The following is a 26,470-nucleotide window of genomic DNA, read 5'->3' as shown; positions in this document are numbered from 1 at the left end:
GAATCGCCCCTGAGCGAACGCTGTTAGCCGACGACACTCGTCCGGGTCAAGAAACCGTCAGACCGGACGCACCTTCAGCCCAGCGGGCTCGGCGGAGAGCACGACCGCGCCCTCGAAGTCGGCGATCGGGAGCTCGTCGCGCACCAGGCGGTGCGGTGCGTCGGACGCCTCGATGCGGATCTCGCCGGTGTTGATCGACCGCTCGTCCAGCCCCTGGCCGCCGAACTGCACGCTGAGCTGGTCGCCGGTCACGGTGGCGGTCAGCCAGCCGCCTTCGATGATCTGCTCGGTGCCGTCGAAGGAGACGGCCAGCCGGCCCTCGGTGGGCTTGTCGCCGCGCACCGCGACGTGCGAGATCGCGACGTCGCGCTTGCCGGACTCCTCGCCGGCCAGGGCGATGACATCGCGCGTGACCTCGTCACCCGGCTCGGTGCCGGGCTTGGGGGTCAGCACCGGGGCGCGCAGCTGCGCGGCGAGCCGGTAGGGCTGCCACGAACCGGCGCCGATCAGGTTGACCACGGCGCTGACCGCCACGTCGGCCAGCAACCGGTCGCTGCCCGGGGCGGGCGTGACCTCGATCGCGGGCACGTCGCGCCGGGCCAGCAGATCGCGCAGTGCCTTGGCGCGCTGACGGCTGTTGCGGTCAAAACCGCGGGTGATCGCCACCGTCCCCGATCCGGCGGCCGCGACGGCGGCCTCGGTCAGGTCCGCTAGCGGCGCCCAGATCTGCGCGGGGTCCTGTTCAGGACGCTGCCGGCGCGAGCGGGCGAAGCCTGGGGCATCGGTCGTGGTTTCCATCGCCCTCCACTTTAGTCCGCTGCGAAGGATGACCTTGCCTTCCGGTGGGGGCTTTCACGGTGTGAAATCGATCGCGGTCGCACTGCTCCATCGGGGTGGCTTTTCCCTCCGGTGGGCTCATCCGCTGCGGCATTCGTCGCATTCTCGCAGGTCTGGGGAGCCGGGGGCACGGATGACCGATCTTCACCTGCCGGGCGCGGGCCCGGCCTGCTGGCTGCTGGTGCGCTGGCTGGCCTCCGACGGGAGCCGGGTGCGGGTGGGCCAGTCGCTGGCCGAGCTGCGTCCGGCCGAGGCCGACGGCGCCGGGATCCGGGTGTCGGCGCTGGCCACGGGAACTCTGTGGCACCAGGTGCGGCCGGGCGAGGCGCTCCAGGTCGGCCAGGTGATCGGGTTGATCGAGTGAACCGCGCGGCCCGGGGGCTTGCCCGGGGTTGTTAGGTTGGTGCCAGTGACGCGGGGTGCCCTGCCAGGGCTGAGAACAGACCCGTTGAACCTGACCTAGCTCGTACTAGCGGAGGGACGTCATGGCTCCCAATGTGCTGACCATCGCCGGGACCGACCCCAGCGGCGGTGCCGGAATCCAGGCTGATCTCAAGGCGTTCTCGGCCAACGGCGCCTACGGCATGTCGGTGATCACCGCGCTGGTCGCGCAGACCACCACCGGGGTGAGCCGGGTGCAGGAGGTCCCGCCGGACTTCATCACCGACCAGCTGGTGACGCTGCTCGACGACGTCCGGGTGGACGCGGTCAAGATCGGCATGCTCGCCAACGCCGAGGTCATCCGCGCGGTCACGGCCGTGCTGGAGCGCTACTCGCCCCCGTTCGTGGTGCTCGACCCCGTCATGGTCGCCAAGAGCGGTGACCGGCTGCTCGCTCCGGAGGCCGTCGGCGCGCTGCGCGACGAGCTGCTGCCGAGGGTGGACCTGATCACGCCGAACCTGCCGGAGGCGGCTGACCTGCTCGGCGAAGCCGAGATCGGCGGTCCCGACGAGATGCCCGCGCAGGCCGAGCGGCTGGCCGCGCTGGGCGCCAAGCAGGTGCTGCTCAAGGGCGGGCACCTCAGCGGTGAGTCGAGCGTCGACCTGCTCTACGGCGACGGCCTGGCGGAGTTCCTCAGCAGCGAGCGGGTGGCCACCACCAACGACCACGGCACCGGGTGCACGCTCTCGGCGGCGATCGCGGCGCTGCGCCCGCAGCGCGCGGACTGGCTGGAGGCCGTCCGCGAGGCCAAGCGGTACCTCACCGAGGCCCTGCGCGCCTCGGAACGCCTCGACGTCGGCCACGGCCACGGCCCGGTGCACCACTTCCACCAGTGGTGGTGAGCGGCTGAGGGCGGTCTCGGTCCGAACCGCCCGTGGTCGAAGTCCGCTTCGGCCGGACAGTTCGGACCACGACGCCCGCAGCTGCGCCACCGCACCCGAGATTCCGATTTCTGTGAGGGGTTCTCATGAGCACGTTGCCCGCTCCGCCCGCCGGAGGGTTCTGCTCCCAGGCCTGGGAGCGCACCGCTGGATTGCAGCAGGCGATCGTGGACCACCCGTTCAACAAGGCGCTGGCCGACGGCAGCCTTCAGCGGGACGTCTTCGCCTTCTACATCGTGCAGGACGCGCGCTACCTGGTCGGCTTCGCGCAGGCGCTGTCGGCGGCTGCGACCAGGGCCGATGACGCGTCCGACGCGGCGTTCCTCGCCGGGGCCGCGCAGGCCGCGCTGGTGGAGGAGCGGCGGCTGCACGCCGGTTACGTCGCCGAGTTCGGCCTGACCGACGAGGAGATCTCCGGTGTGGACACCTCGCCGTCGTGCCTGGCCTACACGTCCTACCTGCGCGCCTGCGCGCTGACCGAGTCGTACCCGGTGCTGCTGGCGGCGATCCTGCCGTGCTTCTGGGTGTACCAGTACGTCGGCAGCAAGATCCTCGACGCCACCGGTGACATCGAGAGCCACCCCTACAAGGCGTGGATCACCACCTACGCCGACGACGAGTTCGCCGAGGCCGTGCTGGCCGCTCGGGAGCTCGTCGACAGGGTCGCGGCGCGCTCGGACGACGCGACGCGCGAGCAGATGTTCGCCGCGTTCACCCGGGCGACCGAGTACGAGTGGGTGTTCTGGAACGGCGCGTGGGTCAAGGAAACCTGGCCCACTGCGAAATTCCTTGCGTGACAAGCGTTTCGCGTCTCGGAAACACCGATGACGGCTCGCCGCGAGCGGCGGGCCGTCATTCGTTTCGCACCACACCACAGCGTGATTCATTTTGTGATGCGTGACACAATCTTGGGGTGTTAACGAAGTGGCTCGCACAGCGACATGCTGGGCGAGCCCCCTGTCCTAGCAGGGCGTTGTGAGTGGCGGAATCTTCCGCAGGCGTGGATGGAGTTCTGGGGCAATGTCTTCACTTCTGATCGTTTTTCTCGGCATGTCGGTCCCGATCCTGGCCGCCGCGCCGTTCTACATCGCTGACCGTCGCAGGGACGTTCGCGAGACCCCCGAGTCCGCGCAGCTGCTCCCCGGCATCGAGGCGCCCCAGATCTGGCCGCAGTCCGCTGTCGAGCCCGAAGCCCCGGAGTGCGAGATCCCCGAGTCGCGCACCCCGGAGGAGACCAACGCGCTCGCCGAGACCGTGCGCATCGAGCAGGACCGGGTCGCTCAGCCGTAGATCGCCTTCGCCAGCGCCGCCTTGCGCTGCTGCAACTCGCGCAGCGCGGCGGAGCTGAAGCCGCCGGCGCTCGGGCTCGACGGAATCCGCAGGCCCTCGCTGAGCTCCCAGCCGGAACCGCGGTCGATCAACGACCGGTGCTTGTTCGTGTAGTAACCGGAGTTGATCGACACCGCGACCCCGCTCGCGCCCGCGGCGGCGGCCAGCAGGTGCAGGTGGAACCGCGTCGACAGCCACCGCTGCCCGGGCTTGGCGGGCAGGCCGTCGCGCATGATCTCGTCGAAGGCGTGGAAGCGGGCACCCGGCAGGTCGTGCTCGACCAGCGAGAACACCTCCCGGTCGGCGCGCGGGATGCCCTCCACGAAGGCCACCTGCTCGGGCTTGACCCGCCACTCGCGCAGGGTGTCCAGCAGGAATCCGGCGAGCGCGGGCACCGACTCGTCGAGCAGGTCCGACTGCATGCACACCACGACGTCGCGGATGTCGTCATCATCGGTGCGGAAGAGCCCGGGTTCGATGCCGAAGAACATGTCGTCACCGGTGACCGAGGGTTCGATCAGCAGCGCCGCCGACGGCTCGTCGCGGACGTCGACGACCTCGAACTGCTCGGCGAGGCTGCGCAGCAGCGGCTCGGCGCCCTCGGCGATCGGCGACAGGCCCTGCCCGGTCATCACCGCCCGGCCCCCGGAGCGGTGCGCTGCGGCGGCGGTGGCCGCGAGCAGGCCGATGTGCCGCGGCCAGATGCCGTTGATGAAGCCGCCGCCGATCACGTGGAACAGGTCCATCTGCGAGGCGAGCTCGATGCCGCCGACCCAGCGCGGCGCCAGGCCGGGGTTGTGGATCGCGTGCTGCACGAAGGCCGCCACCGACCACGGCTCGTCGTCGGGCGCCTCCCAGCACAACCGCCAGAAGGTGTCGGTGAACTTGACGTTCGGGTGCAGGTGGGACAGCAGCACGGAGCTGGGCCCGGGGTTGGGGGAGTCCAGCCAGACCTCGCTGTGGGGAGCCACCTTCGCCAGGTGCTTGAGCCAGGCCGCGGCGATGAGCTCGTCGCCGTAGTTGGGGTGGCCCGTCGTGGCGACGAGGTAGATCCGGGGCGGGTTCTTCACCTGGGAGACTCCAGCCGTAGGTTGCTAGGTTCGCCGTCGAACCTAGCAACCGGCAAAATGCCCGTACCAATGTCGCACCGCACGGGCGGGACGGCCGGGGTCAGCCGGCGTTGCTGATCTCCGCGCGGATGCGCTCCAGGCGCCGCTGGGAGCGGTTGAACCGGGCCCGGTAGCGGGCGTCGAAGATGTCGGTCGGCAGCTCCGGCATCTCCATCGGTTCCGGTTCGCGGGGCTTCGGTGCGGTCGCCTCGATCTTCACCGGCTGCGTGGCCTCGCCGTCACCCTCGCGGTCGGTCTTCTCGTCCGAGCCGCTCGCCTCCGGGGTGGTGGCGGAGTCCTTCGGCGCCGAGGTCGCCCTCAGCGCGTGCTTGCCGTGCGGAGCGGCCTGCTGCGATTCGGTCGTCTTGCGGCGTGCGCGGTGGAGCAGCGGCCAGAACACCAGCGTGGCCACCGCGAGACCGCACACGAACATCAGCACCAGCATTTCCACCAGCCGCCTCCCTGATCAGTTCTGCCGCGCACTGGGAGCCTTCGACGCTCCGTTGGTGGTGTGCTGCGGCTCGATGGGGATCGTGTAGGTCTGCACGTCGTCGCGCTGCTCGGGCAGCGTGACCTGCTGCAACCGGTGCTCTTCCGGCTCGACCGGGCCGGAGGGCTCCGGCGTCGTGATGGTGTCGGTCTTGGCGCGCACGGTGGCGGCCGATTCGTCGAGCACCTGCTTGGCGTTGTCCATCGCCGCGAGCACCGAGGTCCGGAGCTCTTCCAGCCGCAGCTTCTCGACGCGGATCTCCTCCAGCGCCTCCAGCCGCATCTGCTCGGACTCGGCGTCCCACTGGCCGCACTGCCTGCGGGTCTCGGCGATCAGCGCGTCGGATTCCTCCTGCGCGTTGGCGATGACCCGCTTGTACTCGTTGCGGATCTCCTGGCGCAGCCGGTACTCGCGGCTGCGCTGCTCGCTGATCTTCTGCTCGTGCTCGCGCTGCAGCTTCGCGCGCCGGGACTCGACGTCGTTGACGAGTTCGGTGCACTCCTCGCGGAGTTCGTCGGCGGCGCGCTCGGCCTCGCTGATCAGGGCTCGGGCCTCGGTCTCCGCGGTGCCGCGGATGATCTCGGCCTGTCGCTTGGACTGATCGCGCAGGGTCTGCACCTCGTCCTCGGCGATCGCGAGCATGTTCTGCACGCGCTGGGAGGCGGCGGGCAGGCCCGTGTCGGAGGACTCGATGCTCTTGAGTCGTTGTTCGGCTCGGTCCAGGCTCCTGCGGGTGTCGTCGCAGAGCGTGCGCAGGTCGTTGTTCAACCGGACCGCTTCGTTGCGGTCGATGGTGACCATGCGCAGCTGGTCTTCCAGGAGCTCGATGTGCTCGACGACCTGGTTGCGGCTGAAACCGCGGACCTGGATGTCGAAACCCGGCCGGAGCGGCACGACTGCGTCGGCGTCATCCATGGGTGATCTCCTCTCCGGACGGTAGGCCCATTCGATGAATCGGAGAGTAGGGCGGATGTTCAGGCAACGCCCAGCGAGACACAACGACCGTCACCGGATCAGGTGTTGATCAATCGTGTGGTCTTGCTGCCACGTCCGAGGATGCTGACACGCATCTGTCCACTGTGCACGTTGTGGGAGGACGCCGATTCGTCCGGTCGGCCCGATCAGTCCCGATCTCCGGGTGATGGCCTGTCTCCCGACGGAGTGATTAGGTTAGGCTCCGCTTACAAATTCTCTTGGGAGGGAGCGCGGCGTGTCTCACGGAGCCGACCTGGTCGGGCGTCAGCACCAACGGGCCTCGGTGCTGTTGCGGCGTTGGCTGGCCGAGACCCACACGCCGGTCGCCGAAGGTCCGCTCCGGCTGACCATCGCATCCTTGTCGCTGCACGTCGACGTCGTCTACGACTCGCCGACCGGTGCGCACGGGTTCGGCTCGATCGGCGTGCTGGACGAGTCCGGTCGGACGCTGGTCTCGGCGGACCCGGCGCTGCTGGCCGCCGCCTGCTCGGCCGACGCCCGGGCGCGCTCGCGGGCGGACGCGCCGATCAACGCGCCGGAGTCGGGAACGCTGGTCGACTGGCTGCTGGACGCGCTGCCGCGTCGCGAGGTCGATCCGCTGCCGCTGCCCGACGACCTGGTGACCGTCGGCCGCTCGCTGTCCAACGCCGCCGAGGCGCAGCGCTGGCTGACCGGGCACATCGAGGAGCGGCTGCTGCCAGGGGTCCTCGCGTCCGACGGCGAGGACCGCGCGGAGCTGACCGCGCGCCTGCTCAGCCGGGGTGCGCTGGTGGTCGTCGGCCTGCTCGGCCGCCGCGGTGTGGTGCACGAGGAGTACCTGCTCGCCGAGCTGGCCAAGCGGCTCGGTGCGATCGCCGAGCAGCACCCGCGGAGCGCCGACCTGATCGAGCACTGGCTGACCAGCCCGACCCTGACCGATCTCGCCGCGCTCAACGGCTCGCAGCTGCGCTACCGGGGCGACACCGGTGCCGTGCGGGTCCGTCCGATCGCCTTCGAGGTCCGCAACCCGCTGCGCCTGGAGCCGCCGGCGACGGTGCCCGGGGTGCCGCTGCCCGAGCTCGGCGACGGCTGGAGCCTGCGGCCGGTGGCGATCGCCGGCGACGACGGCGGCCCGGACGTCGAGCTGGTGCACCGCTGGATGAACCGCGAGCACGTCGCCGTCAACTGGAACCAGGACTGGCCCCTCAAGCAGTGGCACGATGAGCTCGCGACGCAGCTCGCGGGGGAGCACTCGGTGCCGTGCATCGTCTCGCGCGACGGCCGCGACATCGGTTACCTGGAGCTCTACCGCGTGCAGCGGGACAAGCTGGCCCGCTGCTACTCGCACGCCCCGCACGACCTGGGCGCGCACATCGCCATCGGCGAGCCGGACGCGATCGGCAGGGGCGTGGGTTCGGCTCTGCTGGAGGCCGTCGCGCGGGGGTTGCTGGCGGCGGACCCGGCGTGCCGCAGCGTCGTCGCCGAGCCGAATGTCCACAATGGAGCTTCGGTGGGCGCGTTCGGCAAGGCGGGGTTCGCCCAGGCGGCAGAGGTCGGTTTGCCGAACAAGAACTCCGCCTTGATGGTGTTCCCACGTTCAGGTGAGTAGTCCCACGTCAGGCGGTCTGGCGTGCGGTTGTGCTCCCGATCGAACCTGAACTAAGGTTAGCCTTACTTTTGTGTTGATCGTGGGGAGAGCAATGCCGTCGCGAGCTGACCAGCTGCCGTTGTCCGCGGCGCAGGCCGGAATCTGGTTCGCCCAGCAACTCGACCGGGCCAATCCGATCTTCAACACCGCTGAGCGCGTGGAGATCGCGGCCGAGGTCGACCCGGAACTGTTCGCCGAGGCGCTGCGCGCGGTGGTCGCCGAAGCCGAGACGCTGCGGATGCGGGTCGTCGACGACGGGGACGGTCCGCACCAGGTCATCGACGCGCTCGATGCCGTCGAGCTGCCGGTGCTGGACTTCTCCGACGAGGAAGATCCGGACACCCGCGCGCAGGAGTGGATCCAGGCCGACCTGAACGCACCGGTCGACCTGACCCGCTCGCAGGGCGACGGCGGCAGGCTCTGGACCGCCGCGCTGTGCAAGCTCGGAGAGCGGCGCTGGTGGTGGTACCAGCGCATTCACCACGTGGCCATCGACGGCTACGGCTTCTCGATCATCATCCGCCGGGTCGCCGAGCTCTACAGCGCGCTGGCGGCGGGCGAAGATCCCGGCGAGTCGCCGTTCGCCGGCTTGGACGCGCTGATCGACGACGAACGCGCGTACCTGGAATCGGCGAAGGCCGAGCGCGACGCGGCCTACTGGCGCGAGCGCTTCGCCGACGAGCCGGACGTGGTCACCCTGACCGAGCGCTCGCGGCCGACCGCGCACACCTTCCACCGGCAGCTCGCCGCCACCTCCTCGCTGGAGGAGCTGGGCGCGGCCGCCGAAGCGGCGCGCACCATCTGGCCGTACGCGCTCATCGCCGCCTTCGGCGCCTACCTGCACCGGATGACCGGGGCGAACGACGTCGTGCTGGGCCTGCCGGTGATGGGCCGGATGGGTTCGGTCGCGCTGCGGGTGCCGGGCATGGTCGTCAACGTGCTGCCGCTGCGGCTGCGCGTCGAGCCGGGCACCACCCGCGACGAGCTGATCGCGCAGGTCGCCAAGGGTGTGCGGGACCTGCGCAAGCACCAGCGCTACCGCAGCGAGCAGCTGCGTCGCGACCTGATGCTGCTGGGCTCGGACCGGGCGCTGTTCGGGCCGATGATCAACATCAAGTCCTTCGACTACGACCTGGACTTCGCCGGTGCGCCGGGCCAGGTGCACAACATCGCCGCCGGACCCGTCGACGACCTCAGCGTGCTGGTCTACACCGAGGGCGACGAGCTGCGCTTCGAGTTCGACGCCAACCCCGACCGCTACACCGCCGAGGAGCTGACCGGTCACCGCGAGCGGTTCCTGCGGTTCCTGGACTCCTTCGCAGGCACCGACGCCGACTTCCCGGTCGGGCGGATCGACCTGCTCACGCCGGCCGAGCGCACCCGCGTCCTCGACGAGTGGAACGCGCCGGTGCCCGGCTTCGCCGAAGCGGAGCCCGCGACCCTGCCCCAGCTGTTCGAGGAGCAGGCGCAGCGCACGCCGGACTCGGTGGCGGTGACCTTCGAGGACGAGTCGCTGACCTACTCCGAGCTGGACGCGCGGGCCAACCAGCTCGCGCACCACCTCATCGACCACGGCGTGGGGCCCGAGCAGCTGGTGGCGCTGGCGCTGCCGCGCTCCACCGAGCTCGTCGTGTCGCTGCTGGCGGTGCTCAAGGCGGGAGCCGCCTACCTGCCGCTGGACCCGGGACATCCGGCCGAGCGCCTCGCCCACATCGTCGGCGACGCGCAACCGACCATGCTCATCAGCGACCGCGAGCACGCCGACCGGCTGCCCGAGGGCATCACGCGGGTGCTGCTGGACGAGGACAAGGCGATCGCCGAGATCGTCCGGCACTCCCAGCGCAACCCCAAGCCAGGTGAGCGCGGGCCGCTGACCAGCGAACACGCCGCCTACGTCATCTACACCTCGGGTTCGACCGGGGTGCCCAAGGGCGTGTCGATCCCGCACCAGAACGTGGTGCGTCTGTTCTCGGCCACCGACCCGTGGTTCGGCTTCACCGGCGAGGACGTGTGGACGCTGTTCCACAGCTACGCCTTCGACTTCTCGGTGTGGGAGCTGTGGGGCGCGCTGCTGCACGGCGGCAGGCTCGTCGTGGTGCCGCACGAGGTGAGCCGCTCGCCGAAGGAGTTCCTGGACCTGCTCGAACGCGAGCAGGTCACCGTGCTCAACCAGACGCCCTCGGCGTTCTACCAGCTCAGCCAGGCCGACCGGGAGAACCCGGGCGCGCGGCTGGCGCTGCGCTACGTCGTGTTCGGCGGCGAAGCGCTGGAACTGTCCAGGTTGGACGACTGGTACCGGCGGCACCCCGAGTCGCCGAAGCTGATCAACATGTACGGGATCACCGAGACCACCGTGCACGTGTCCTACGTCGAGCTCGACGCCGACCTGGTCGCGCGTCGCGACGGCAGCGTCATCGGCCGCGGCATCCCGGACCTGCGCGTCTACCTGCTGGATTCGCTGCTCCAACCTGTTCCGCCCGGCGTGACCGGTGAGCTGTACGTGGCCGGTGAGGGCTTGGCGCGCGGATACCTCGGGCGGCGCGGGCTGACCGCGCAGCGGTTCGTCGCCGATCCCTTCGGCGAACCCGGTTCCCGGATGTACCGCTCCGGTGACCTCGGTCGCTGGCGGCCCGACGGGTCCATCGAGTTCATGGGCCGGGCCGACCAGCAGGTCAAGGTGCGCGGATTCCGCATCGAGCTCGGTGAGATCGAGGCGAACCTGGCCGTGCACCCGCAGGTCAAGCAGGCCGCGGTCGTGGTGCGCGAGGACGTCCCGGGCGACGAGCGGCTGGTCGGCTACACCGTCGGCGACGCCGACCCGGCCCAGCTGCGCGCCCACCTGGCCGACCGGCTGCCCTCCTACATGGTCCCGGCCGCGTTCGTCGCGGTCGACGAGATCCCGTTGACCGCCAACGGGAAGCTCGACGCCAAGGCGTTGCCCGCGCCCGAGGTCGCCGGTGGCGGTCGGCAGGCGCGCAACGACGCCGAACGGGCGCTGTGCCGGTTGTTCGGGGAGGTGCTCGGCGCCGAGCAGGTCGGCATCGACGACGGCTTCTTCGAGCTCGGCGGGCACTCGCTGCTCGCGACCCGGTTGCTGGCGCGGGTGCGCACCGAACTCGGCGCCGAACTGGGCATCCGGACCCTCTTCGACCACCCGACCGTCGCGGAACTGGCCGAGCGGCTGGAGGTTTCGGGCGGCGGCAGGGCCGAGCTGCGTCCCGTGCACCGTCCCGAGGAAGTCCCGCTGTCGTTCGCGCAGCAGCGGCTGTGGTTCCTCAACCGGCTCGAAGGACCCAGCGCCACCTACAACATGCCGCTGGTGCTGCGGATGACCGGTGAGCCCGACGTGACCGCGCTGCGCGCGGCGATCGGCGACGTCGTCTCCCGGCACGAGAGCCTGCGCACCACGTTCCCGGACGCGCTCGGCGAACCGCGTCAGCTGGTCGGCGAGCAGGTGCCGGAACTCCCCGTCACCGAGGTGTCCGATGTGGACTCCGCGCTGGCGGGTGCGGCGCGCCGGGGCTTCGACCTGGCGCAGGAACCGCCGATCCGCACCGAGCTGTTCCGCGACGGCGAGCGCACCGCGCTGCTGGTGCTGCTGCACCACGTCGCGGGCGACGAGTGGTCGGTGCGCCCGCTGGTGCGCGACCTGTCGGCCGCCTACGCCGCCCGGCTCGACGGCCGCGCGCCGGAGTGGGAACCGCTGCCCGTGCAGTACGTGGACTACGCGCTGTGGCAACGAGAACTGCTCGGCGACGAGGACGACCCGAACGGCCTGGCGGCCCAGCAGCTGGACTTCTGGAAGCAGGAGCTCGCAGGCCTGCCCGACCAGCTGGAACTGCCCACGGACTACCCGCGCCCGGCGGTGTCGAGCCACCGCGGCGAGACCGTGCGCTTCGACCTCGACGCCGGGCTGCACCGGCGCATCCGCGAGCTCGCGGCCGAGCACCAGGCCAGCCCGTTCATGGTGCTGCAGACCGCGCTCGCCGCGCTGCTGACCAGGATGGGCGCCGGCACCGACATCCCGATCGGTTCGCCGGTCGCCGGACGCGGTGACGACCGGCTCGACGACCTCGTCGGGTTCTTCGTCAACAGCCTCGTGCTGCGCACCGACACCTCCGGCGAGCCGACGTTCGCCGAACTGCTCGACCGGGTCCGCGACACCGACCTGGCGGCGTTCGGCAACGCCGAGCTGCCGTTCGAGCGGCTCGCCGAACTGCTCAACCCGGCCCGCTCGCTGGCCAGGCACCCGCTGTTCCAGGTCATGCTGGCCTACTGGGGCGCCGCCGAGTCGGTGCGCGCCGACCTGCCCGGCGTGGAGACGGCTGTGGACACCATCCCGGCCGGGGCGGCGAAGTTCGACCTGGCCTTCAGCCTCAGCGAGAGCGCCGACGGCGACGTGCGCGGGCTGGTGCAGTACAGCACCGACCTGTTCGGCGAGCGCACCGTGGAATCCCTCGTCGAGCGGTTCGCGATGCTGCTCGAATCCGCCGTGTCCGCACCGGAAACGCCGATCGGACGGCTGGACATCCTCGGCGACCAGGCGCGCGAGCAGGTCCTGGCCTGGGGTGACGCGACCGGGGACGTCGGCCCGGCGGGAACCTTCCCGCAGGTCCTCGCCGAGCGCGCCGCCGCCACCCCGGACAAGCCCGCGCTCGTCTTCGCCGACACCGAGCTCACCTACCGGCAGCTGCGCGAGAAGGTCACCGAGCAGGCGAAACTGCTGGTGGAACGCGGTGCCGGACCGGGCGACATCGTCGGCGTGATGCTGCCGCGCTCGGCCGAGCTGATCATCGGCCTGCTCGCGGCGATGCACGCCGGTGCCGCCTACCTCGCGCTCGACCCGGAGTACCCGCCGGAACGCCTGCGGCACATGGTCGAGGACGCCCGGCCGCGCCTGGTGCTCACCGACGACCGCGACGCCGACCTGCCGACGACGCTGGTGCACCACGCCGATCGTCCCGAGGGCGATCCGCGCCTGCCGGAGCCGGAGCTCGACGACGCCGCCTACGTCATCTACACCTCCGGCTCCACCGGCACGCCCAAGGGCGTCGTCGTCGCGCACCGGGGCATCGGCAAGCTGCTGGCCACCCAGAGCCGCCGCGTCGGCATCACCCCGGACAGCCGGGTGCTGCAGTTCGCCTCACCGAGCTTCGACGTGGCGTTCTGGGAGATGTGCATGGGTCTGCTCGGCGGCGGAACGCTCGTCGTCGTGCCCTCCGACCTGCGGGTTCCCGGCGAAGCGCTGGCCGAGTACGTGCGGCGGCACGAGGTGACGCACCTGGCGATCGGGCCGTCGATGATGGGCATGTTCCCGGCGGACGTGCGGTTGCCGGAGAACGCGACGCTGCTGTGCGGTGCCGAGAAGGTGCCCTCCGACCTGGTGCAGCGCTGGGGCCGGGACCGGCCGATGCTCAACTGCTACGGACCCACCGAAGCGACCGTGAACACCACGCTGTGGGACTGCGACCCCGACGCGGTGTCGAGCTCGGTGCCGATCGGCGTGCCCGACCCGGGCGCCCGCGTGTACGTGCTCGACGAGCGGCTGCAGCCGTGCCCGCCCGGCGTCGTCGGCGAGCTCTACGTCTCCGGGCTCGGACTGGCCCGCGGCTACCTCAACCGGGCGGGCCTGACCGCCGAGCGGTTCGTGGCGGACCCGTTCGGCGAGCGCGGCGCGCGCATGTACCGCACCGGTGACCTGGTGCGGTGGCGCGCGGACGGGACGCTGGACTTCGCCGGCCGCGCCGACGACCAGGTCAAGATCCGCGGGTTCCGCATCGAGCTCGGCGAGGTCGAAGCCGTGCTGGCCAGGCACGACGCCGTCGCGCAGGTCGCCGCCGTGGTCCGCGAGGACACCCCGGGCGACAAGCGCCTCGTCGCCTACGTCGTCGGTGACCCCGACGCCGAGTCCGACGCCGGGGCACTGCGTCGTCATGTCGGCGAGGAGCTGCCCGACTACATGGTCCCGGCCGCGGTGGTGTTCGTCGACGCGCTGCCGCTGCTGCCCAACGGCAAGCTCGACCGGCGCGCGCTGCCCGCGCCCGACCTCGCCGAGGCCGTCGGCAACGACATGCCGCGCAACCCCACCGAGGAGATCCTCTGCGGGCTGTTCGCCGAGGTCCTGGACCTGCCGCGGGTCGGCGTCCACGACGGGTTCTTCGACCTGGGCGGGCATTCGCTGCTCGCGGCCAAGCTGATCGGCCGGATCCGCGACGCGCTGGGCATCAAGGTCAACGTCGGCAGCCTGTTCGCCGCGCCCAGCGTGGCCGGGCTCGCCGAGCGGATCCACACCGGAGGCAGCCGGGACGCGCTGGAGATCCTGCTGCCGCTGCGCACCAGCGGCAGCAAGCAGCCGCTGTTCTGCGTGCACCCGGCGGCCGGTCTGGCGTGGCCGTTCTCGGGCCTGCTCAAGCTCATCGACGACGAGCGACCGATCTACGGCATCCAGACCCGGGGCCTGGCCGAACCGGCGCCGGTCGCGGGCAGCCTCGCCGAGATGGCCGCCGAGTACCTGGAGCACATCCGGGCGGTGCAGCCGCACGGGCCGTACCACTTCCTCGGCTGGTCCTTCGGCGGCGTGGTCGCCCACGAGATGGCGACCCACCTGCAGGCCGAGGGGGAGGAGGTGCGCTTCCTGAGCATGCTCGACTCCTACCCCAAGGACGTCTGGGACACCCTGCCCACCGAGGAGGAGGCGCTGCTGGCCCTGCTCTACATGGCCGGCTACGACCTCTCCGAGCTCGGCGAAGGGCCGCTGACGCGGTCCGACGTGCTGGAGATCCTCTCCGCCGAGGGCAGCGCCCTGGCGAACCTGGAGGAGCACAGCGTCACCGCCATCATCGACAACTTCGCCAACTGCGCGGTCCTGGAGAACTCCGCCGACCACGACAAGTTCCGGGGTGACGTGCTGTTCTTCAGCGCCACCGTCAACCCGGCGAAGGAGTCGCTGACCAGCGCGATGTGGCAGCCGTACGTGGACGGAGACGTGATCGACCACGACATCGCCTGCGAGCACAAGGACATGACCCAGCCGGAACCGCTGGCCGAGATCGCGGCAGTCGTGCAGCGAGCACTCACCGAGACCGAGGGTTGACCCGGCGTTCCGCCCGCCGGGCGGTGTTTCGGGGAGGTCGAGTGATCGGTGGACCGAGGAGGAGCAAGACGATGACGAACCCGTTCGAGGACCCGGACGCGCAGTACTACGCCCTGATCAACGATCAGGACCAGTACTCGCTGTGGCCGGCCGCGATCGAGGTGCCCGCCGGGTGGACCGTCGCGCACGGCCCGGCCGACCGGCAGTCCTGTGTCGACCACATCGAGGTGCACTGGACCGACATGCGGCCCGCCCGCTGATGGCCACCGCGTTGCGCCGGGTGAACCCGCAGGTCGCGGTCTGCGTCTGCTACGTCGCGGCGATGTTCATGAACGGCATGGACGCCACCATCGTCAACGTCGCGCTGCCCGCGCTGGTCGAGGACTTCTCGGTGTCGGCGAGCTCGGCGTCCTCGGTCAACGTCGGCTACCTGGTCAGCCTCGCGGTGTGCATCCCGGTCTCGGGCTGGCTCGGCGACCGGTACGGCACGAAGCGGGTTTTCCTGTCCGCCTTCGGCGTGTTCGTGCTCGCCTCCGCGCTGTGCGGGCTGTCGGCCGACCTGCTGCAGCTGACGCTGGCCCGGATCCTGCAGGGCGCCGGTGGCGGGGTGATGAGCCCGGTGGCGCTGACCCTGCTGTTCCGCGCCTACCCGCCGGCCGAGCGGATCCGGTTGTCGCGGGTCCTGCTGCTGCCCACGGCGGTGGCGCCCGCGCTCGGACCGGTGCTGGGCGGGTTCTTCGTCGAGCACCTCACCTGGCGCTGGGGCTTCTTCATCAACCTGCCCGTCGGCGTCGCCGCGCTCGTCTTCGGCGCGCTGCTGCTGCGGGAACACGTGGAGGCGCCGGACAAGCGCTTCGACCTGCGCGGATTCGCGCTGGCGGCACCGGGTCTCGGACTCGTGGTCTTCAGCCTGGAGGGCATCGCCACCGGTGCCTCGGCGACGTTGAGCTGGCTGGCCGGTGCGGCCGGGCTCGTCCTGCTGGGCCTGCTCGTGCGGGCCCAGCTGCGCACCGAGCACCCGATGCTGGACCTGCGGCTGTTCGCCGACGACCACTTCCGCAGAGCCAGCCTGATCCTGTTCACCTGCCTGGTCGGATTCCTCGGCACGCTCTACGGGTTCACCTTGATGTACCAGGTGGAGCTGGGCGCATCGGCGTGGGAGACGGGCCTGGTGACGTTGCCGAAGGCGGTGGGGCTGATGATCGCCTCGCAGCTGGTCGGCTGGGCGCACCGCAGGTTCGGGCCGCGACCGCTGATCGCGGTGGCGATGTTCGGCGCGGCCGTGTCCTTCGCGGCGATGAACCTCATCGGTCCGCACGACGTGTGGATGGCCGCGCTCGTCCAACTGGCCTCCGGCTTCTTCGTGGGGGCGGCCACCGCCGAGCTGCAGGTGGTCGCGTTCATGACCATCGACAAGACCGACACCGGCGGTGCGTCGACGCTGTTCAACGTGCAGCGGCAGGTGGGTTCGGCGCTCGGCGTGGCCATCACGGCCAGCGTTCTGGCGGCCTCCGGACCGGGCCTGGGTTCCTACCACTTGGCGATGTTGACCTCCGCCGGATTCGCGATCATCGGTGTGCTGCTGGCCCTGCGCGTGACGGAATCCGTGGTGCTGCAACGGGAACCGGTCCCGGCGGGTCGCTGAGAGATCTGAGCCACCGAGGGGAAGACAATCGTCCGATCTATGGTTAGGCTAGCCTTAACTCAATGATCGTTGGTGGAGCGGAAAGGAACGCATGGTCGATGGGTACTGCGGATCGACTTCGGCGCAACCGGCCCCCGGCACGTGACCTCGAGGTGCTGCGCACCGCCGAGCTGAGCCCGTCGATGCGTCGGGTCACCCTCGGAGGCGAGGAGCTGTCCGGGTTCCTCGACCAGCACACCGGACCCAACATCAAGGTCTTCGTGCCGCGACAGGGCCAGGACCGCCCGGTCCTCCCGCAGCTGGACCCCGAAACCGGCCGGTACAGCTGGCCGGAGCCGGAAGTCCGGCCGACCATGCGCACCTACACCGTCCGCCGCTACGACGAGTCGCGCGGCGAGCTCGACATCGACTTCGTCATGCACGGCGAGCACGGGGTGGCCTCCAACTGGGCGCGCAACGCCCGGCCCGGAGACCGCCTCGGCGTGATGGGCCCGGGCGGCAAGACCTGCCGGGCCGCCGACTGGTACCTGCTGGCCGGCGACGAGACCGCCCTGCCGGCGATCGCCGGCATCGTCGAATCGCTGCCGCCCACCGCGCGCGGCCACGTGCTCGTCGAGGTCGACTCCGCCGACGACCGGCAGCACGTGCAGTGCCCGCCGGACCTGCGGTGGACCTGGCTGCACCGCGACGGTCGCCCGGCGGGCCTGTCGAAGCAGCTGATCAACGCCGTGCACGGGCTGGACGTGCCCGCCGACGTCGACGTCTCCGCCTGGGTGGCGGGGGAGTCCGGCGTGGTGCGCGGCATCCGGCGGCACCTGCGCGACGAGCGAGGCATGGACGGCAAATCCGTGCTGGCCATCGGCTACTGGAAGTACGGCATGGCCGAAACCGAGTACCACGACAAGCACAACCACGATCGGGACTGACCGACGCGGCGAAATCCGGCCTGACCCCCGCGGGTTCGCCGGTACATCCACTCGCCCGCGAGTCGGGCACCGGCGAACCGAGGGGACGACGTGTCTGCGGCGCTGAACCAAGAGAAAGTCCACGACGTGCTGGGGATCGGCTTCGGGCCGTCCAACCTGGCGCTCGCGATCGCGCTGGAGGAGCACAACCGGACCGCGGGCAACGACCCCATCGACGGGGTGTTCTTCGAGCGCCAGGCGTCCTTCGGATGGCACCGGGGCATGCTGATCGAAGGCACGACCATGCAGGTGTCCTACCTCAAGGACCTGGTCACCATGCGCAACCCGGCCAGCGACTTCTCGTTCCTGTCCTACCTGCACGCCAAGGACCGGCTGGCCGACTTCATCAACCACAAGACCCTGTTCCCCACCCGGGTCGAGTACCACGACTACCTGGAGTGGGCGGCCGGGCGGCTCGACGACGTCGTGCGCTACGACTCCGAGGTCGTGGAGGTGCAGCCCGTCGACGAGCACTTCGAGGTCGTCGTGCGGCACGGCGGTCAGCTGGCCGTGCACCGGGCGCACAACGTCGTCATGGCCGTCGGGCTCGAAGCCTCCTTGCCCGAGGGGGCCGAACTCGGTGAGCGGGTGTGGCACAACCTCGACCTGATGCACCGGGTCCCGGAACTGACCGACCAGCCGAAGCGCTGCGTGGTCATCGGCGCCGGCCAGTCCGCCGCCGAGGTCACCGACTACCTGCACCGCACCTTCGCCGACGCCGAGGTGTGCGCGGTGTTCGGCCGCTACGGCTACAGCCCGGCCGACGACAGCCCCTTCGCCAACCGGATCTTCGACCCGCAGGCCGTGGACGACTTCTACGCGTCCTCGCCCGAGGTCCGCGCCAAGCTCATGGACTACCACCGCAACACCAACTACTCGGTGGTCGACCTGGAGCTGATCGAGGAGCTCTACGCCCGCTCCTACCAGGAGAAGGTGCGCGGAGCGGAGCGGCTGCGGATCCTCAACGCCAGCAGGCTCGTCGACGTCGACACCCGCCCCGACGGGGCGAAGGTGACCGTCGAGTTCCAGCCCACCGGGGAGCGCAGCGTCCTCGACGCGGACCTGCTCGTCTACGCCACCGGCTGCCGGCCGCGCGACCCCTACACGCTGCTCGGCGAACTCGCCCGGCACTGCGAGTGGGACGAGCAGGGCTCGCTGCAGGTCGAGCGTGACTACCGCGTCCGCACCACCGGCGAGCTGCCGGGCGCGGTGTACCTCCAGGGCGGCACCGAGCACACCCACGGCATCACGTCCTCGCTGCTGTCCAACGGCGCGGTCAGGGCCGGCGAGATCCGCGACTCCCTCGTCGCCCGCCGCACAACCCCCACCCACGACTTCGCCCTCTCCCGCAGCTGAACCCCCTCCCGGCCCGCCCCATTCGAATTTCGCGCGAAATTCGAGTCCGAAAGTTCGCGTTCGAATTTCGCGCGAAATTCGAATGGCCGTGGTCACGGCGTGGAACAAGGGCGCGGGTGCGGGGGTTGTAGGGCGTGATGAGTGCGAGTGAGGATCTGATTCGGGGTTCGGCCAAGGGCGAGGCCTCGGTGCCGTTGTCGGTGCTGGACCTGGCGACCGTGGGAGTCGAGGACTCGCCGTCGGACGCCCTGGCGGGGACCGCGGAGCTGGCCAAGCGGGTCGAGGAGCTCGGCTACCACCGGATGTGGGTGGCCGAGCACCACGGGATGCCCGGGATCGCCAGCTCCTCGCCCGCGGTGGTGATCGCGCACCTGGCCGCGCACACGCGGACCCTGCGGCTCGGTTCCGGCGGCGTGATGCTGCCCAACCACGCGCCGCTGGTGATCGCCGAGCAGTTCGGGACCCTGCAAGCGCTGCACCCCGGACGGATCGACCTCGGGGTCGGCCGCGCGCCCGGCACCGACCAGGCCACGGCGCGGGCGCTGCGGCGCACCGAGGGGCCGCTGTCGGCGGAGGACTTCCCGCAGCAGCTCGGCGAGCTGATCGCCTTCCTCGACGACGACTTCCCGCTGGACCACCCCTACGCCGAGGTGCAGTCGGTGCCGCACGGCCCGCTGCCGCCGGTGTGGCTGCTGGGCTCCAGCGGCTTCAGCGCGCAGCTGGCCGGGGCGCTGGGGCTGCCGTTCGCCTTCGCCCACCACTTCAGCGCGCAGAACACGCTGCCCGCTCTGGAGCTCTACCGCGAGTCCTTCCAGCCCTCCGAGGTCCTCGACGAGCCGTACTCGATGATCGGCGTGCAGGCCGTCGCCGCCGACACCGAGGAGGAGGCGCTGGACATCGTCCGGCCGATCGCGCTGAGCATGCTCAAGCTGCGCCAGGGCGTGCCCGGAAAGCAGCCCACCCGGCAGCAGGCGCGCGACTACCCCTACACCGAGCTCGACCAGGCGTTCGTCGACCACTGGCTGGCCGACGCCGTCCACGGCACCCCGAACGCGGTCCGGGCAGGGCTGGAGGAGCTGCGCGAGCGCACCGGCGCCGACGAGCTCATGATCACCGCCAACCTCCCGGACGCGGAGACCAAGCTGCGCTCGTTCGAGCTGATCGCGAAGTCCTTCCGGATGATCTGACTCGGGTCTTCCCAGGTCGGACGTGGTTCCGGCCGCGGGGGAGTGTGCCTGGCCACTCTAGTTCGAGGTCGCGAGCGGGTGCGGGTTGCGCGTGTCGTACGGTCTATTGACACCGGTGTTGCAGGTGCCCGGTGTGTGGGCACGACGCGGGATTGAGGGATTGGCGTGAAGCCTGGTGTGCTGATCTTCTACCGGATCATGGCGTACGTCACTGCCGTGCTGCTGATCCTCTTGTGCGCCGCCATGGTGCTCAAGTACGGGCATTTCCTCGGCCTGTGGCCCGAAGGTTCGGCGACGCAGCAGACCGGTACGACGTGGGTCACCACGATCGGCATCGCGCACGGCTGGCTCTACATGGTGTACCTGCTGGTCGCGGTCGTGGCCACGACGCAGCTGCGGGTCCCGATGGGCCGGATGCTGCTGGTGCTGCTGGCCGGGACCATCCCGTTCGGCGCGTTCTTCGCCGAGCGCAAGGTCGTGCGCTGGCACGAGCTGCGGTTGGCGGGCAAGCCGATCGTGCAGCCGCAGACCGCGGAGGAAACAACCGCCAAATGACAGCCATCCCCGAGTCAGTGAACCGGTCCGAGCAGCCCGCGCCGGAGAAGCCGGTGCGCCGCCGCACGGTGCTCGGCGCGTACTTCGCGCTCACCAAGCCGCGCGTCATCGAGCTGCTGCTGGTCACGACCATTCCCGCGATGTTCCTCGCCCAGCGCGGCATCCCGTCTCCGTGGCTGGTCGTCGTCACGCTGCTCGGCGGCGCCATGTCCGCCGGGAGCGCCAACGCGCTCAACTGCGTCGCGGACTCCGACATCGACGCCGTCATGGACCGCACCAAGAAGCGCCCGCTGGTGCGCTACGAGGTGCCGCGCCGCAGCGCGCTGATCTTCGGCATCGCGCTCGGCGTCGTGTCGTTCCTGGTGCTGTGGCTCGGGGCGAACCTGCTGGCCGCCTCGCTGTCGACGGCCGCGATCCTGTTCTACGTCTTCGTCTACACGCTGGTGCTCAAGCGCCGCACCTCGCAGAACATCGTGTGGGGCGGCGCGGCGGGCTGCATGCCCGTCGTGGTCGGCTGGGCCGCGGTGACCGGCAAGGTCGAGTGGCCCGCGATCGTGATGTTCGGCGTGGTGTTCCTGTGGACGCCGCCGCACTTCTGGTCGCTGGCGATGAAGTACAAGGACGACTACGCGCGCGCGGGCGTGCCGATGCTGCCGGTGGTGGCCACCACCAAGCAGGTCTCGGCGCGCATCCTCGCCTACAGCTGGGCCACCGTCGGCTGCACGCTGCTGCTGTTCCCGGTCACCAGCTGGGTCTACATCGCGCTCGCCGGCGTGTCGGGCGTGATCTTCCTGGTGGTCGCGCAGCGCCTGCACAACAACGCCCGCAAGGGCCTGGCGCTGAACCCGATGAAGCTGTTCCACCTGTCGAACTCGTACCTGACGCTGGTGTTCGTGGCGATCGCGGTGGACGCGGCGCTGACGCCCGTGATCGGCTGACTCAGCGCATCACGGGGAACACCGGGACGTCGCGGCGTCCGGTCGCCGCGTCGATGAGGGCGACCGGATCGGCGGTCTCGGCCATCAACCGGACCGTCACCTTCAGCGCTTCACCGGCCATCGGGCCGGGCATCTCGCGGTCCAGGGCGGCGGCGATGTCGAAGTAGTGCACGACGCCCTCCATCACGAAGATCCGCAGCGCCTCGCGCGCGGGCACCACCGCGAACCCGCCGTAGTGCACGGTCCTCTCCAGGTCGGCCTCGCGGAGCCGGTCGATGGCCTGCGGGGCGACGGTCGCGAACTGGGCGACCAGCTCGTCGGTGGACATCGTCTGCGACCGGGTGGTCGCCGACTCCTTGAGCAGTTCCGCGGACTGCTCCGCCACGCCTCCCGGGCGCTGCATGAACGACAGCAGGTCGGCGGCGTCGTCGTGGCTGACCGGGGCGTCGGGGGAGGGCGCCTCGACGCCCGCCAGGGTCGCCGACGGGAACGGGCTGCAATGGGTGTAGACGTCCTTGACCGTCCAGCTCGGCAGCCGCGTGGGACGGGTCCACTCGTCGTCGGTCAGCTCTCCGCCCAGTCGTGCCCACACTTGCCAGGTCTGGTCCAAGGCGTCGATGATCATGCTTCTCCGATCGGCTGGAAGGACTCTTCTCTTCGGCCTGAGGTACCCATTCACTCACGAGATGTCGGGTGACGCGGATAATCTTTCCGGGTGTTCCGGTGTTGATCGACGACGAGACGCGGGAGCGTGCGATGAGCGGAGGTAGTCCGGCGGAGCAGTCGCCGGAGCCACCGAGTACCGGCGAACCGCCTCAGGCCCCGGCCAGGCGCTGGGTGCCGCGCGTCCTGACGCCGGATTCGGTCGAGGCGGTCAACGTCGTCGAGCTGGCCGACGAGTTCGCCCGGACCCGGGGCGAGCCGCACGCCGGCCCGGCCGACCGGCTGGCCGCGGGCGTCATCGTGCTCGGCGAGGCGCTGGCGACCGAGGACTGCGCGCTGGTCGCGGCCTGGCTGCGCTCGGCGCCCGCCGACGTGCGCGGGCCGGTGCTGTCGGCGGTGCTGGCCGCCGAGCCGCCGCGCGAGGTGCTCACCGATCTGGCCGCCGAGCACGCCGGTCGCGCCCGGATAGCCCTGCTGCGCTGCGAGATCGCCGATCTGGTCGGCGGAGCGCGGGTGCCCGAGCCGGTGCCGCTGACCCCGCACCCGTGGGGCGCGGACGAGGCGGAGGAAGCCCGGTCGCTGCTGGCCGACGCCGCGGCGGAACTCGCTCCGGAACGCGTCGACCTGCTGTTACGCACGGCCACCCGCTTCGGCGTCGACCTGCCGCCGGACCGCTTCGCCGCCGAGCGGTTCGCGGGCTGGTGGGCCTCGCACCCCGAAGCCGCGCTGGACCCGGCGGCGTGGCCCTGCGGCGACGAGCTGGTCGCGCTGCTGCGGCAGACCCTCGGCGAGCGTCTCAAGCACTCCGACGTCGTTCTCACCGCCGTGAACGAGCACTGGTGGCCGCTGCTGCGGCACACCGCCACCGACCCCTTCGAGCCGCTGGACGCCGCGGTCATCTCGGCGGCGGTGCGCGCCAAGGGCGACGCCCGCCGCGAGATCGTGGACCTGTTCGCCGACCGTCTGCGCGATCCCGATCTCCCCGACACCCCGGAGGCGGTGCTGGCCGCGCTGTTCAGCGCCGCACCGCCCACTGTGGACGAACTGCACCGCCTGATCGGCGCGCTGCCGGCCACGGCCATCACCGAGTCGATCGCGCAACGCGCGTTCTCGGTGCTGAGCAAGGCCAAGGTGACCGGCCGCCACCTCGACCTGCTGCGCGTGCTGAGCCACCACCTGTGCGCCGACCAGCGCGCGCTGTGGTCCGAGGACGGACGGGTGCGCTCCTGGGTGGCCGCGTTCTCCCGGGGTGCTGAGGTCGGCTCGTTGGACGAGGTGTCCGAGCGGGTGCTGCGCGCGCGGTTGCCCGAGGTCGTGACCGCGTTGCTGGCCGCTGAGCCTCGCGTGGCGGTGCGCGCGATCGTCTCGGCCGGTCAGGTCCTGCAGCGGCTGCTGATGCGCGAGCTGCCCTCGGTGTGGAACGACGAGCGGGCCGAGGAGTCGAGGCGGGACGGCGCCGTCGCGCTGGCCTTCGTGCTGGCCTGGTCGGACACCGCGACCGCCGACGTGCGCACGGCCTACGACCGCGAGCTGGAGCGCTGGGCCCGCAGCGGCAGGCGTGCCGATCACCGGCGGATCAGCAAGCTGCTGCGCGTCTCGGCCGCGGATCACGCCGCCGGTTGGCACGAGTGGTTGCAGGAGATCGTCAAGACCCCGGCGGAACCCGAGCGAGCCCCTCGCAAGTGGTGGCAGCGACGCCGTTGAGTGTCTGGAGCCGTTCAGCGGGCTCACTGGGAAGGGTTGCCGTACGGCTGAACGCGTGACACCGAGGGTCAATATCGGACATTCGTCGCATCGATAGTGTATGACCGGTCACGGTGCGATAACGATCGCCGTTCCGGGCGGGATACTTCTCGTGGGTAGTCATCGCGCAGGGCCACCACCGCATCACCGCCGGTGCCCGCGCCGAAGGAATTCCACGGGAGGTTCGCTCATGGGGGCGGCGCTCAAGGCGCACGCGGCATGGCTGGTCAACGCGCTGGGCATCGGGCGGAACCCGCTGCGCCGGCCGATCGACCGGCTCGCCGCCGGGCTCACGTTAATGCTGCTGATGGTCGCGATGATCGCGGTTCCGGTGTCGGGCATGTTCGCCGATTCCACGCACCGGGACCTCTCCGAACGCGCCGAGCAGGCGGCCCGCACCAGTCGTCCGGTGACCGCGGTGGTCGTGGCGCCGCCCTCGTTGAGCATCCCGGTCTCCGAGGTCTACAGCCAGGACGCGGTCAGCTCCACGGCGGAGGTGGCGTGGAAGGCGGGTCTGCACGAGCAGCGTTCCCGCGTGCAGGTGCCCTCGTCGGCGAAGGTCGGTGACGACGTCGAGGTGTGGGTCGACGAGCAGGGCTACCGCGTGCCGCCGCCGCCCGACGAGGGCTCGATCGCGGCTTCGGCGGTGTTCGCCGCCCTGCTGCTGCTCGTGGTCCTGGAGATCGGGAGCTTCGCGCTGATCGGCGCGGTGCAGGCCGGTGCCCGCCGGATCGCCATGAACGCCTGGGCCCGCGAGTGGGATCACGTCCAGCGCGGAGGGACCTGGTCGCAGCGCTGACCGTCCGTCTCCGCCGGTGCGCGGAGCCGCTTTTCGGTCACCCTTCGTGGCCGTGAACTTGAGGCTTCGTGGCGGCAACGTTATCGATGAGCGACGCCAGCGTTCGCTGCCTTCACCCGGTCGGGTTAAATGTGGCCGCCGAACTTGTCAGTGGGACCCGGCGCTGTGTTTGGGTACCCGCGTGGATCTCCACAACGGAGTAACACCTTTGACGAGCCGGTTGGTGCCGAGACCGGCACGTCATCGCAGGGACGAGGACACTCGCCCGCTGACGATTATGAGGGGATGCGGCAATGGGGGAGCAGCAGTCGACCGAGACGGCGGAGAGCGTGCCGATCTACGAGGAACTGGCCAGCGAGCTGTGCGATCCGGCCGGCACCACGTGGCAGTTCTCGCCCGTGCCGTCCTTCGCCGAGGAGCTGGCCGAAGCGCTCGAGAGCGACGAGGCCGCCGTGGCGAGCTGACCGCTCACCGCTGGACGGTCTCCGGCGCGGTGATGTCCAGGTCCTTGGTCTCGCGGGAGAACGCGAACGCCACCAGCGAGATGAGCGCGGTGAAGACCATCCACACCGCCACCAGCCGGCCCGTTCCTCCGCCCTGGATGACCAGCGCGGAGGCGACCAGCGGGGAGAACCCGCCGAGCGCCGCGCCGATCTCGCGGGACGAGGCGAACCCGGTGTAGCGCACGCGGGCGCCGAACAGCTCGGCGTAGAACGCGGGCTGCACCGCGATCATCGGAGCCAGCCCCAGCCCGGCGGCGACCACCAGCGCGATCCAGATCAACGCGGGCTGCTGGGTGTCGAGCAGGGCGAAGAACGGGAACGCGAACAGCCCGGTGAAGATCACGCTGAACAGGTTCAGCGGTTTTCGGCCCACCCGGTCCGACAGCGCGCCGTAGAGCGGTTGCAGCACGATCACCACGAACGTCGAGGCGATCACGCCGGTGAGTCCGATCCAGCGCGGCAGGTCCAGCGTCTCCTGGACGTAGGCGACGCTGAAGGTGGCGTAGATGTAGACCACGGCGGTGTCGCAGATGTGGGCGCCGATGCCGATCAGGAAGTTGCGCGGGTAGCGGCGCATCGCCTCGAACACCGGCAGCTTGATGGTGCGGCGATCGGCCGACATGCGCTCGAACACCGGGGATTCGGCGACCCGCAGCCGCACGTACAGCGAGAGCGCGATCATCACGAAGCTGAGCAGGAACGGCCCCCGCCACGCCCACGCCTGCACGGCCTCGTCGCCGAGGCTCTCCACCAGCAGGAACGACACGGTTCCCAGCAGGAGCCCGATCTGCACGCCGGTCTGGGCGTAGGAGCTGAGGTAGCCGCGCCGGTGGGGCGGGGCGTGCTCGCACAGCAGCGTCGAGGCGCCGCCGAACTCCGCGCCCGCACCCAGGCCCTGGAGGACCCGCAGCAGCGTGAGCAGGATCGGGGCCCAGACCCCGATCGTCTCGTAGGTCGGCAGCAGGCCGATGAGCCCGGTCGACACGCCCATGACCAGCGTGGTGAGCACCAGCGTCGCCCGGCGTCCGACGCGGTCGCCGAGGTGCCCGAACAGGAATCCGCCCAGCGGCCGGATGGCGAAGCCGACGCCGAAGGTCGCGAAGCCGGCGATGGTGCCGACCGCGGGGTCGCTGGTGGGGAAGAACAGCTTGTTGAACACCAGCGTGACGGCGAAGCCGTAGATGAAGAAGTCGTACCACTCCAGGGCGGTGCCGACGACGGAGGAGGTGACCACTCGCCGGAGTTCTCGCGGCTGCGTGGGCGGGATCTGCTCGGAACCGATGGCGGCGCTGCTCATCGTCACTCCTCGATGCACCAGGGCGTGAAAAACCCCT

General features: G+C 70.6%; 22 protein-coding genes and 1 riboswitch. Of the genes, 16 read left to right on the top strand and 6 right to left on the bottom strand.

All coding sequences use genetic code 11. The features are described 5' to 3' along the window. Nucleotides 1-57 precede the first annotated feature (57 nt). Nucleotides 58-798 carry a hypothetical protein gene (locus KBO27_RS20315; RefSeq protein ID WP_210971455.1) on the bottom strand — a complete coding sequence of 247 codons (741 nt, stop codon included), beginning with the start codon at nucleotides 796-798 and terminating at the stop codon, nucleotides 58-60. Nucleotides 799-970: 172 nt separating this feature from the next. On the opposite strand from KBO27_RS20315, the gene KBO27_RS20310 reads away from it, so the two are divergent. From KBO27_RS20310 to KBO27_RS20295, 4 genes are all read left to right on the top strand, one after another. Beyond that, entirely contained in the window at nucleotides 971-1,201 is a 231-nt protein-coding gene (locus tag KBO27_RS20310) for a biotin/lipoyl-containing protein (RefSeq protein ID WP_210971454.1), read from the top strand. 41 nt (nucleotides 1,202-1,242) lie between these two features. Beyond that, nucleotides 1,243-1,335, top strand: a riboswitch (TPP riboswitch). Next, a complete protein-coding gene (gene thiD, locus KBO27_RS20305) occupies nucleotides 1,323-2,120 on the top strand; it encodes a bifunctional hydroxymethylpyrimidine kinase/phosphomethylpyrimidine kinase (protein WP_132674895.1) in 798 nt (265 codons plus the stop codon). It overlaps the preceding riboswitch by 13 nt. Nucleotides 2,121-2,245: 125 nt before the next feature. Further along, nucleotides 2,246-2,956: a thiaminase II gene (gene tenA, locus KBO27_RS20300; protein ID WP_210971453.1), complete on the top strand. Its 711-nt coding sequence runs from the start codon at nucleotides 2,246-2,248 to the stop codon at nucleotides 2,954-2,956. A gap of 223 nt (nucleotides 2,957-3,179) precedes the next feature. Then, on the top strand, nucleotides 3,180-3,449 hold the full coding sequence (locus tag KBO27_RS20295; protein ID WP_210971452.1) for a hypothetical protein: 270 nt from the start codon (nucleotides 3,180-3,182) through the stop codon (nucleotides 3,447-3,449). Here the strand turns inward: KBO27_RS20295 and KBO27_RS20290 are convergent. The 3 genes from KBO27_RS20290 to KBO27_RS20280 form a co-directional block, all read right to left on the bottom strand. Continuing rightward, nucleotides 3,440-4,558 (bottom strand): polysaccharide pyruvyl transferase family protein, encoded by a 1,119-nt coding sequence (locus KBO27_RS20290; RefSeq protein ID WP_210971451.1) that lies wholly within the window; start codon nucleotides 4,556-4,558, stop codon nucleotides 3,440-3,442. The genes KBO27_RS20295 and KBO27_RS20290 overlap by 10 nt on opposite strands. A 100-nt stretch (nucleotides 4,559-4,658) precedes the next feature. Continuing rightward, nucleotides 4,659-5,048, bottom strand: a complete 390-nt coding sequence (locus KBO27_RS20285; RefSeq protein WP_210971450.1) for a hypothetical protein — start codon at nucleotides 5,046-5,048, stop codon at nucleotides 4,659-4,661. A gap of 15 nt (nucleotides 5,049-5,063) precedes the next feature. Then, nucleotides 5,064-6,002 carry a hypothetical protein gene (locus KBO27_RS20280; RefSeq protein ID WP_210971449.1) on the bottom strand — a complete coding sequence of 313 codons (939 nt, stop codon included), beginning with the start codon at nucleotides 6,000-6,002 and terminating at the stop codon, nucleotides 5,064-5,066. A gap of 295 nt (nucleotides 6,003-6,297) precedes the next feature. Here KBO27_RS20280 and KBO27_RS20275 point away from each other — a divergent pair, with 295 nt between their 5' ends. The 9 genes from KBO27_RS20275 (at nucleotide 6,298) to KBO27_RS20235 (ending at nucleotide 21,428) form a co-directional block, all read left to right on the top strand. After that, nucleotides 6,298-7,650 carry a GNAT family N-acetyltransferase gene (locus KBO27_RS20275; protein ID WP_307870508.1) on the top strand — a complete coding sequence of 451 codons (1,353 nt, stop codon included), beginning with the start codon at nucleotides 6,298-6,300 and terminating at the stop codon, nucleotides 7,648-7,650. A 91-nt stretch (nucleotides 7,651-7,741) separates the two neighbouring features. Then, nucleotides 7,742-14,782, top strand: a complete 7,041-nt coding sequence (locus KBO27_RS20270) for a non-ribosomal peptide synthetase (RefSeq protein ID WP_210971448.1) — start codon at nucleotides 7,742-7,744, stop codon at nucleotides 14,780-14,782. Between the two features lie 71 nt (nucleotides 14,783-14,853). Then, on the top strand, nucleotides 14,854-15,042 hold the full coding sequence (locus KBO27_RS20265) for an MbtH family protein (protein WP_125088916.1): 189 nt from the start codon (nucleotides 14,854-14,856) through the stop codon (nucleotides 15,040-15,042). Further along, nucleotides 15,042-16,427 carry a DHA2 family efflux MFS transporter permease subunit gene (locus tag KBO27_RS20260; RefSeq protein WP_210971447.1) on the top strand — a complete coding sequence of 462 codons (1,386 nt, stop codon included), beginning with the start codon at nucleotides 15,042-15,044 and terminating at the stop codon, nucleotides 16,425-16,427. Before KBO27_RS20265 ends, KBO27_RS20260 begins: the two co-directional genes overlap by 1 nt. A gap of 98 nt (nucleotides 16,428-16,525) precedes the next feature. Continuing rightward, nucleotides 16,526-17,353, top strand: coding sequence for a siderophore-interacting protein (locus KBO27_RS20255; protein WP_210971446.1), 828 nt, complete (start codon nucleotides 16,526-16,528; stop codon nucleotides 17,351-17,353). Nucleotides 17,354-17,443: 90 nt separating this feature from the next. Beyond that, on the top strand, nucleotides 17,444-18,748 hold the full coding sequence (locus KBO27_RS20250; RefSeq protein WP_307870507.1) for a lysine N(6)-hydroxylase/L-ornithine N(5)-oxygenase family protein: 1,305 nt from the start codon (nucleotides 17,444-17,446) through the stop codon (nucleotides 18,746-18,748). A 137-nt stretch (nucleotides 18,749-18,885) separates the two neighbouring features. Continuing rightward, nucleotides 18,886-19,935 (top strand): LLM class flavin-dependent oxidoreductase, encoded by a 1,050-nt coding sequence (locus tag KBO27_RS20245; protein ID WP_210971445.1) that lies wholly within the window; start codon nucleotides 18,886-18,888, stop codon nucleotides 19,933-19,935. Between the two features lie 165 nt (nucleotides 19,936-20,100). Then, nucleotides 20,101-20,490, top strand: a complete 390-nt coding sequence (locus KBO27_RS20240) for a DUF3817 domain-containing protein (RefSeq protein WP_132684120.1) — start codon at nucleotides 20,101-20,103, stop codon at nucleotides 20,488-20,490. Continuing rightward, entirely contained in the window at nucleotides 20,487-21,428 is a 942-nt protein-coding gene (locus KBO27_RS20235) for a heme o synthase (RefSeq protein WP_132674919.1), read from the top strand. Before KBO27_RS20240 ends, KBO27_RS20235 begins: the two co-directional genes overlap by 4 nt. Nucleotide 21,429: 1 nt before the next feature. Here KBO27_RS20235 and KBO27_RS20230 read toward each other — a convergent pair whose 3' ends face one another. After that, nucleotides 21,430-22,053 carry a maleylpyruvate isomerase family mycothiol-dependent enzyme gene (locus KBO27_RS20230; protein ID WP_210971444.1) on the bottom strand — a complete coding sequence of 208 codons (624 nt, stop codon included), beginning with the start codon at nucleotides 22,051-22,053 and terminating at the stop codon, nucleotides 21,430-21,432. A 131-nt stretch (nucleotides 22,054-22,184) separates the two neighbouring features. Here KBO27_RS20230 and KBO27_RS20225 point away from each other — a divergent pair, with 131 nt between their 5' ends. The 3 genes from KBO27_RS20225 (at nucleotide 22,185) to KBO27_RS20215 (ending at nucleotide 25,097) form a co-directional block, all read left to right on the top strand. After that, nucleotides 22,185-23,795, top strand: coding sequence for a GTPase-associated protein 1-related protein (locus KBO27_RS20225; RefSeq protein WP_210971443.1), 1,611 nt, complete (start codon nucleotides 22,185-22,187; stop codon nucleotides 23,793-23,795). A 229-nt stretch (nucleotides 23,796-24,024) separates the two neighbouring features. After that, a complete protein-coding gene (locus tag KBO27_RS20220; protein WP_210971442.1) occupies nucleotides 24,025-24,633 on the top strand; it encodes an Rv1733c family protein in 609 nt (202 codons plus the stop codon). 293 nt (nucleotides 24,634-24,926) lie between these two features. Next, complete coding sequence (locus KBO27_RS20215) at nucleotides 24,927-25,097, top strand: hypothetical protein (RefSeq protein ID WP_210971441.1); 171 nt, start codon at nucleotides 24,927-24,929, stop codon at nucleotides 25,095-25,097. 4 nt (nucleotides 25,098-25,101) lie between these two features. Here the strand turns inward: KBO27_RS20215 and KBO27_RS20210 are convergent, their stop codons facing one another. Continuing rightward, on the bottom strand, nucleotides 25,102-26,433 hold the full coding sequence (locus tag KBO27_RS20210) for an MFS transporter (RefSeq protein WP_210971440.1): 1,332 nt from the start codon (nucleotides 26,431-26,433) through the stop codon (nucleotides 25,102-25,104). Between the last annotated feature and the right edge of the window lie 37 nt (nucleotides 26,434-26,470).

It is taken from the genome of Saccharopolyspora endophytica (assembly GCF_018070075.1).
Classification (GTDB): Bacteria; Actinomycetota; Actinomycetes; order Mycobacteriales; family Pseudonocardiaceae; genus Saccharopolyspora; species Saccharopolyspora endophytica.
The sequence above is the reverse complement of the archived record's forward strand: the minus strand, read 5'-3'. Positions and strand labels throughout refer to the sequence as shown.

What these genes read in the sequence shown, in the direction of transcription:
- KBO27_RS20315 (WP_210971455.1), bottom strand. Translation starts at nt 798, where the DNA reads ATGGAAACCACGACCGATGCCCCAGGCTTCGCCCGCTCGCGCCGGCAG.
- KBO27_RS20310 (WP_210971454.1), top strand. Translation starts at nt 971, where the DNA reads ATGACCGATCTTCACCTGCCGGGCGCGGGCCCGGCCTGCTGGCTGCTG.
- thiD (WP_132674895.1), top strand. Translation starts at nt 1,323, where the DNA reads ATGGCTCCCAATGTGCTGACCATCGCCGGGACCGACCCCAGCGGCGGT.
- tenA (WP_210971453.1), top strand. Translation starts at nt 2,246, where the DNA reads ATGAGCACGTTGCCCGCTCCGCCCGCCGGAGGGTTCTGCTCCCAGGCC.
- KBO27_RS20295 (WP_210971452.1), top strand. Translation starts at nt 3,180, where the DNA reads ATGTCTTCACTTCTGATCGTTTTTCTCGGCATGTCGGTCCCGATCCTG.
- KBO27_RS20280 (WP_210971449.1), bottom strand. Translation starts at nt 6,002, where the DNA reads ATGGATGACGCCGACGCAGTCGTGCCGCTCCGGCCGGGTTTCGACATC.
- KBO27_RS20270 (WP_210971448.1), top strand. Translation starts at nt 7,742, where the DNA reads ATGCCGTCGCGAGCTGACCAGCTGCCGTTGTCCGCGGCGCAGGCCGGA.
- KBO27_RS20265 (WP_125088916.1), top strand. Translation starts at nt 14,854, where the DNA reads ATGACGAACCCGTTCGAGGACCCGGACGCGCAGTACTACGCCCTGATC.
- KBO27_RS20260 (WP_210971447.1), top strand. Translation starts at nt 15,042, where the DNA reads ATGGCCACCGCGTTGCGCCGGGTGAACCCGCAGGTCGCGGTCTGCGTC.
- KBO27_RS20255 (WP_210971446.1), top strand. Translation starts at nt 16,526, where the DNA reads ATGGGTACTGCGGATCGACTTCGGCGCAACCGGCCCCCGGCACGTGAC.
- KBO27_RS20245 (WP_210971445.1), top strand. Translation starts at nt 18,886, where the DNA reads ATGAGTGCGAGTGAGGATCTGATTCGGGGTTCGGCCAAGGGCGAGGCC.
- KBO27_RS20235 (WP_132674919.1), top strand. Translation starts at nt 20,487, where the DNA reads ATGACAGCCATCCCCGAGTCAGTGAACCGGTCCGAGCAGCCCGCGCCG.
- KBO27_RS20230 (WP_210971444.1), bottom strand. Translation starts at nt 22,053, where the DNA reads ATGATCATCGACGCCTTGGACCAGACCTGGCAAGTGTGGGCACGACTG.
- KBO27_RS20225 (WP_210971443.1), top strand. Translation starts at nt 22,185, where the DNA reads ATGAGCGGAGGTAGTCCGGCGGAGCAGTCGCCGGAGCCACCGAGTACC.
- KBO27_RS20220 (WP_210971442.1), top strand. Translation starts at nt 24,025, where the DNA reads ATGGGGGCGGCGCTCAAGGCGCACGCGGCATGGCTGGTCAACGCGCTG.
- KBO27_RS20215 (WP_210971441.1), top strand. Translation starts at nt 24,927, where the DNA reads ATGGGGGAGCAGCAGTCGACCGAGACGGCGGAGAGCGTGCCGATCTAC.
- KBO27_RS20210 (WP_210971440.1), bottom strand. Translation starts at nt 26,433, where the DNA reads ATGAGCAGCGCCGCCATCGGTTCCGAGCAGATCCCGCCCACGCAGCCG.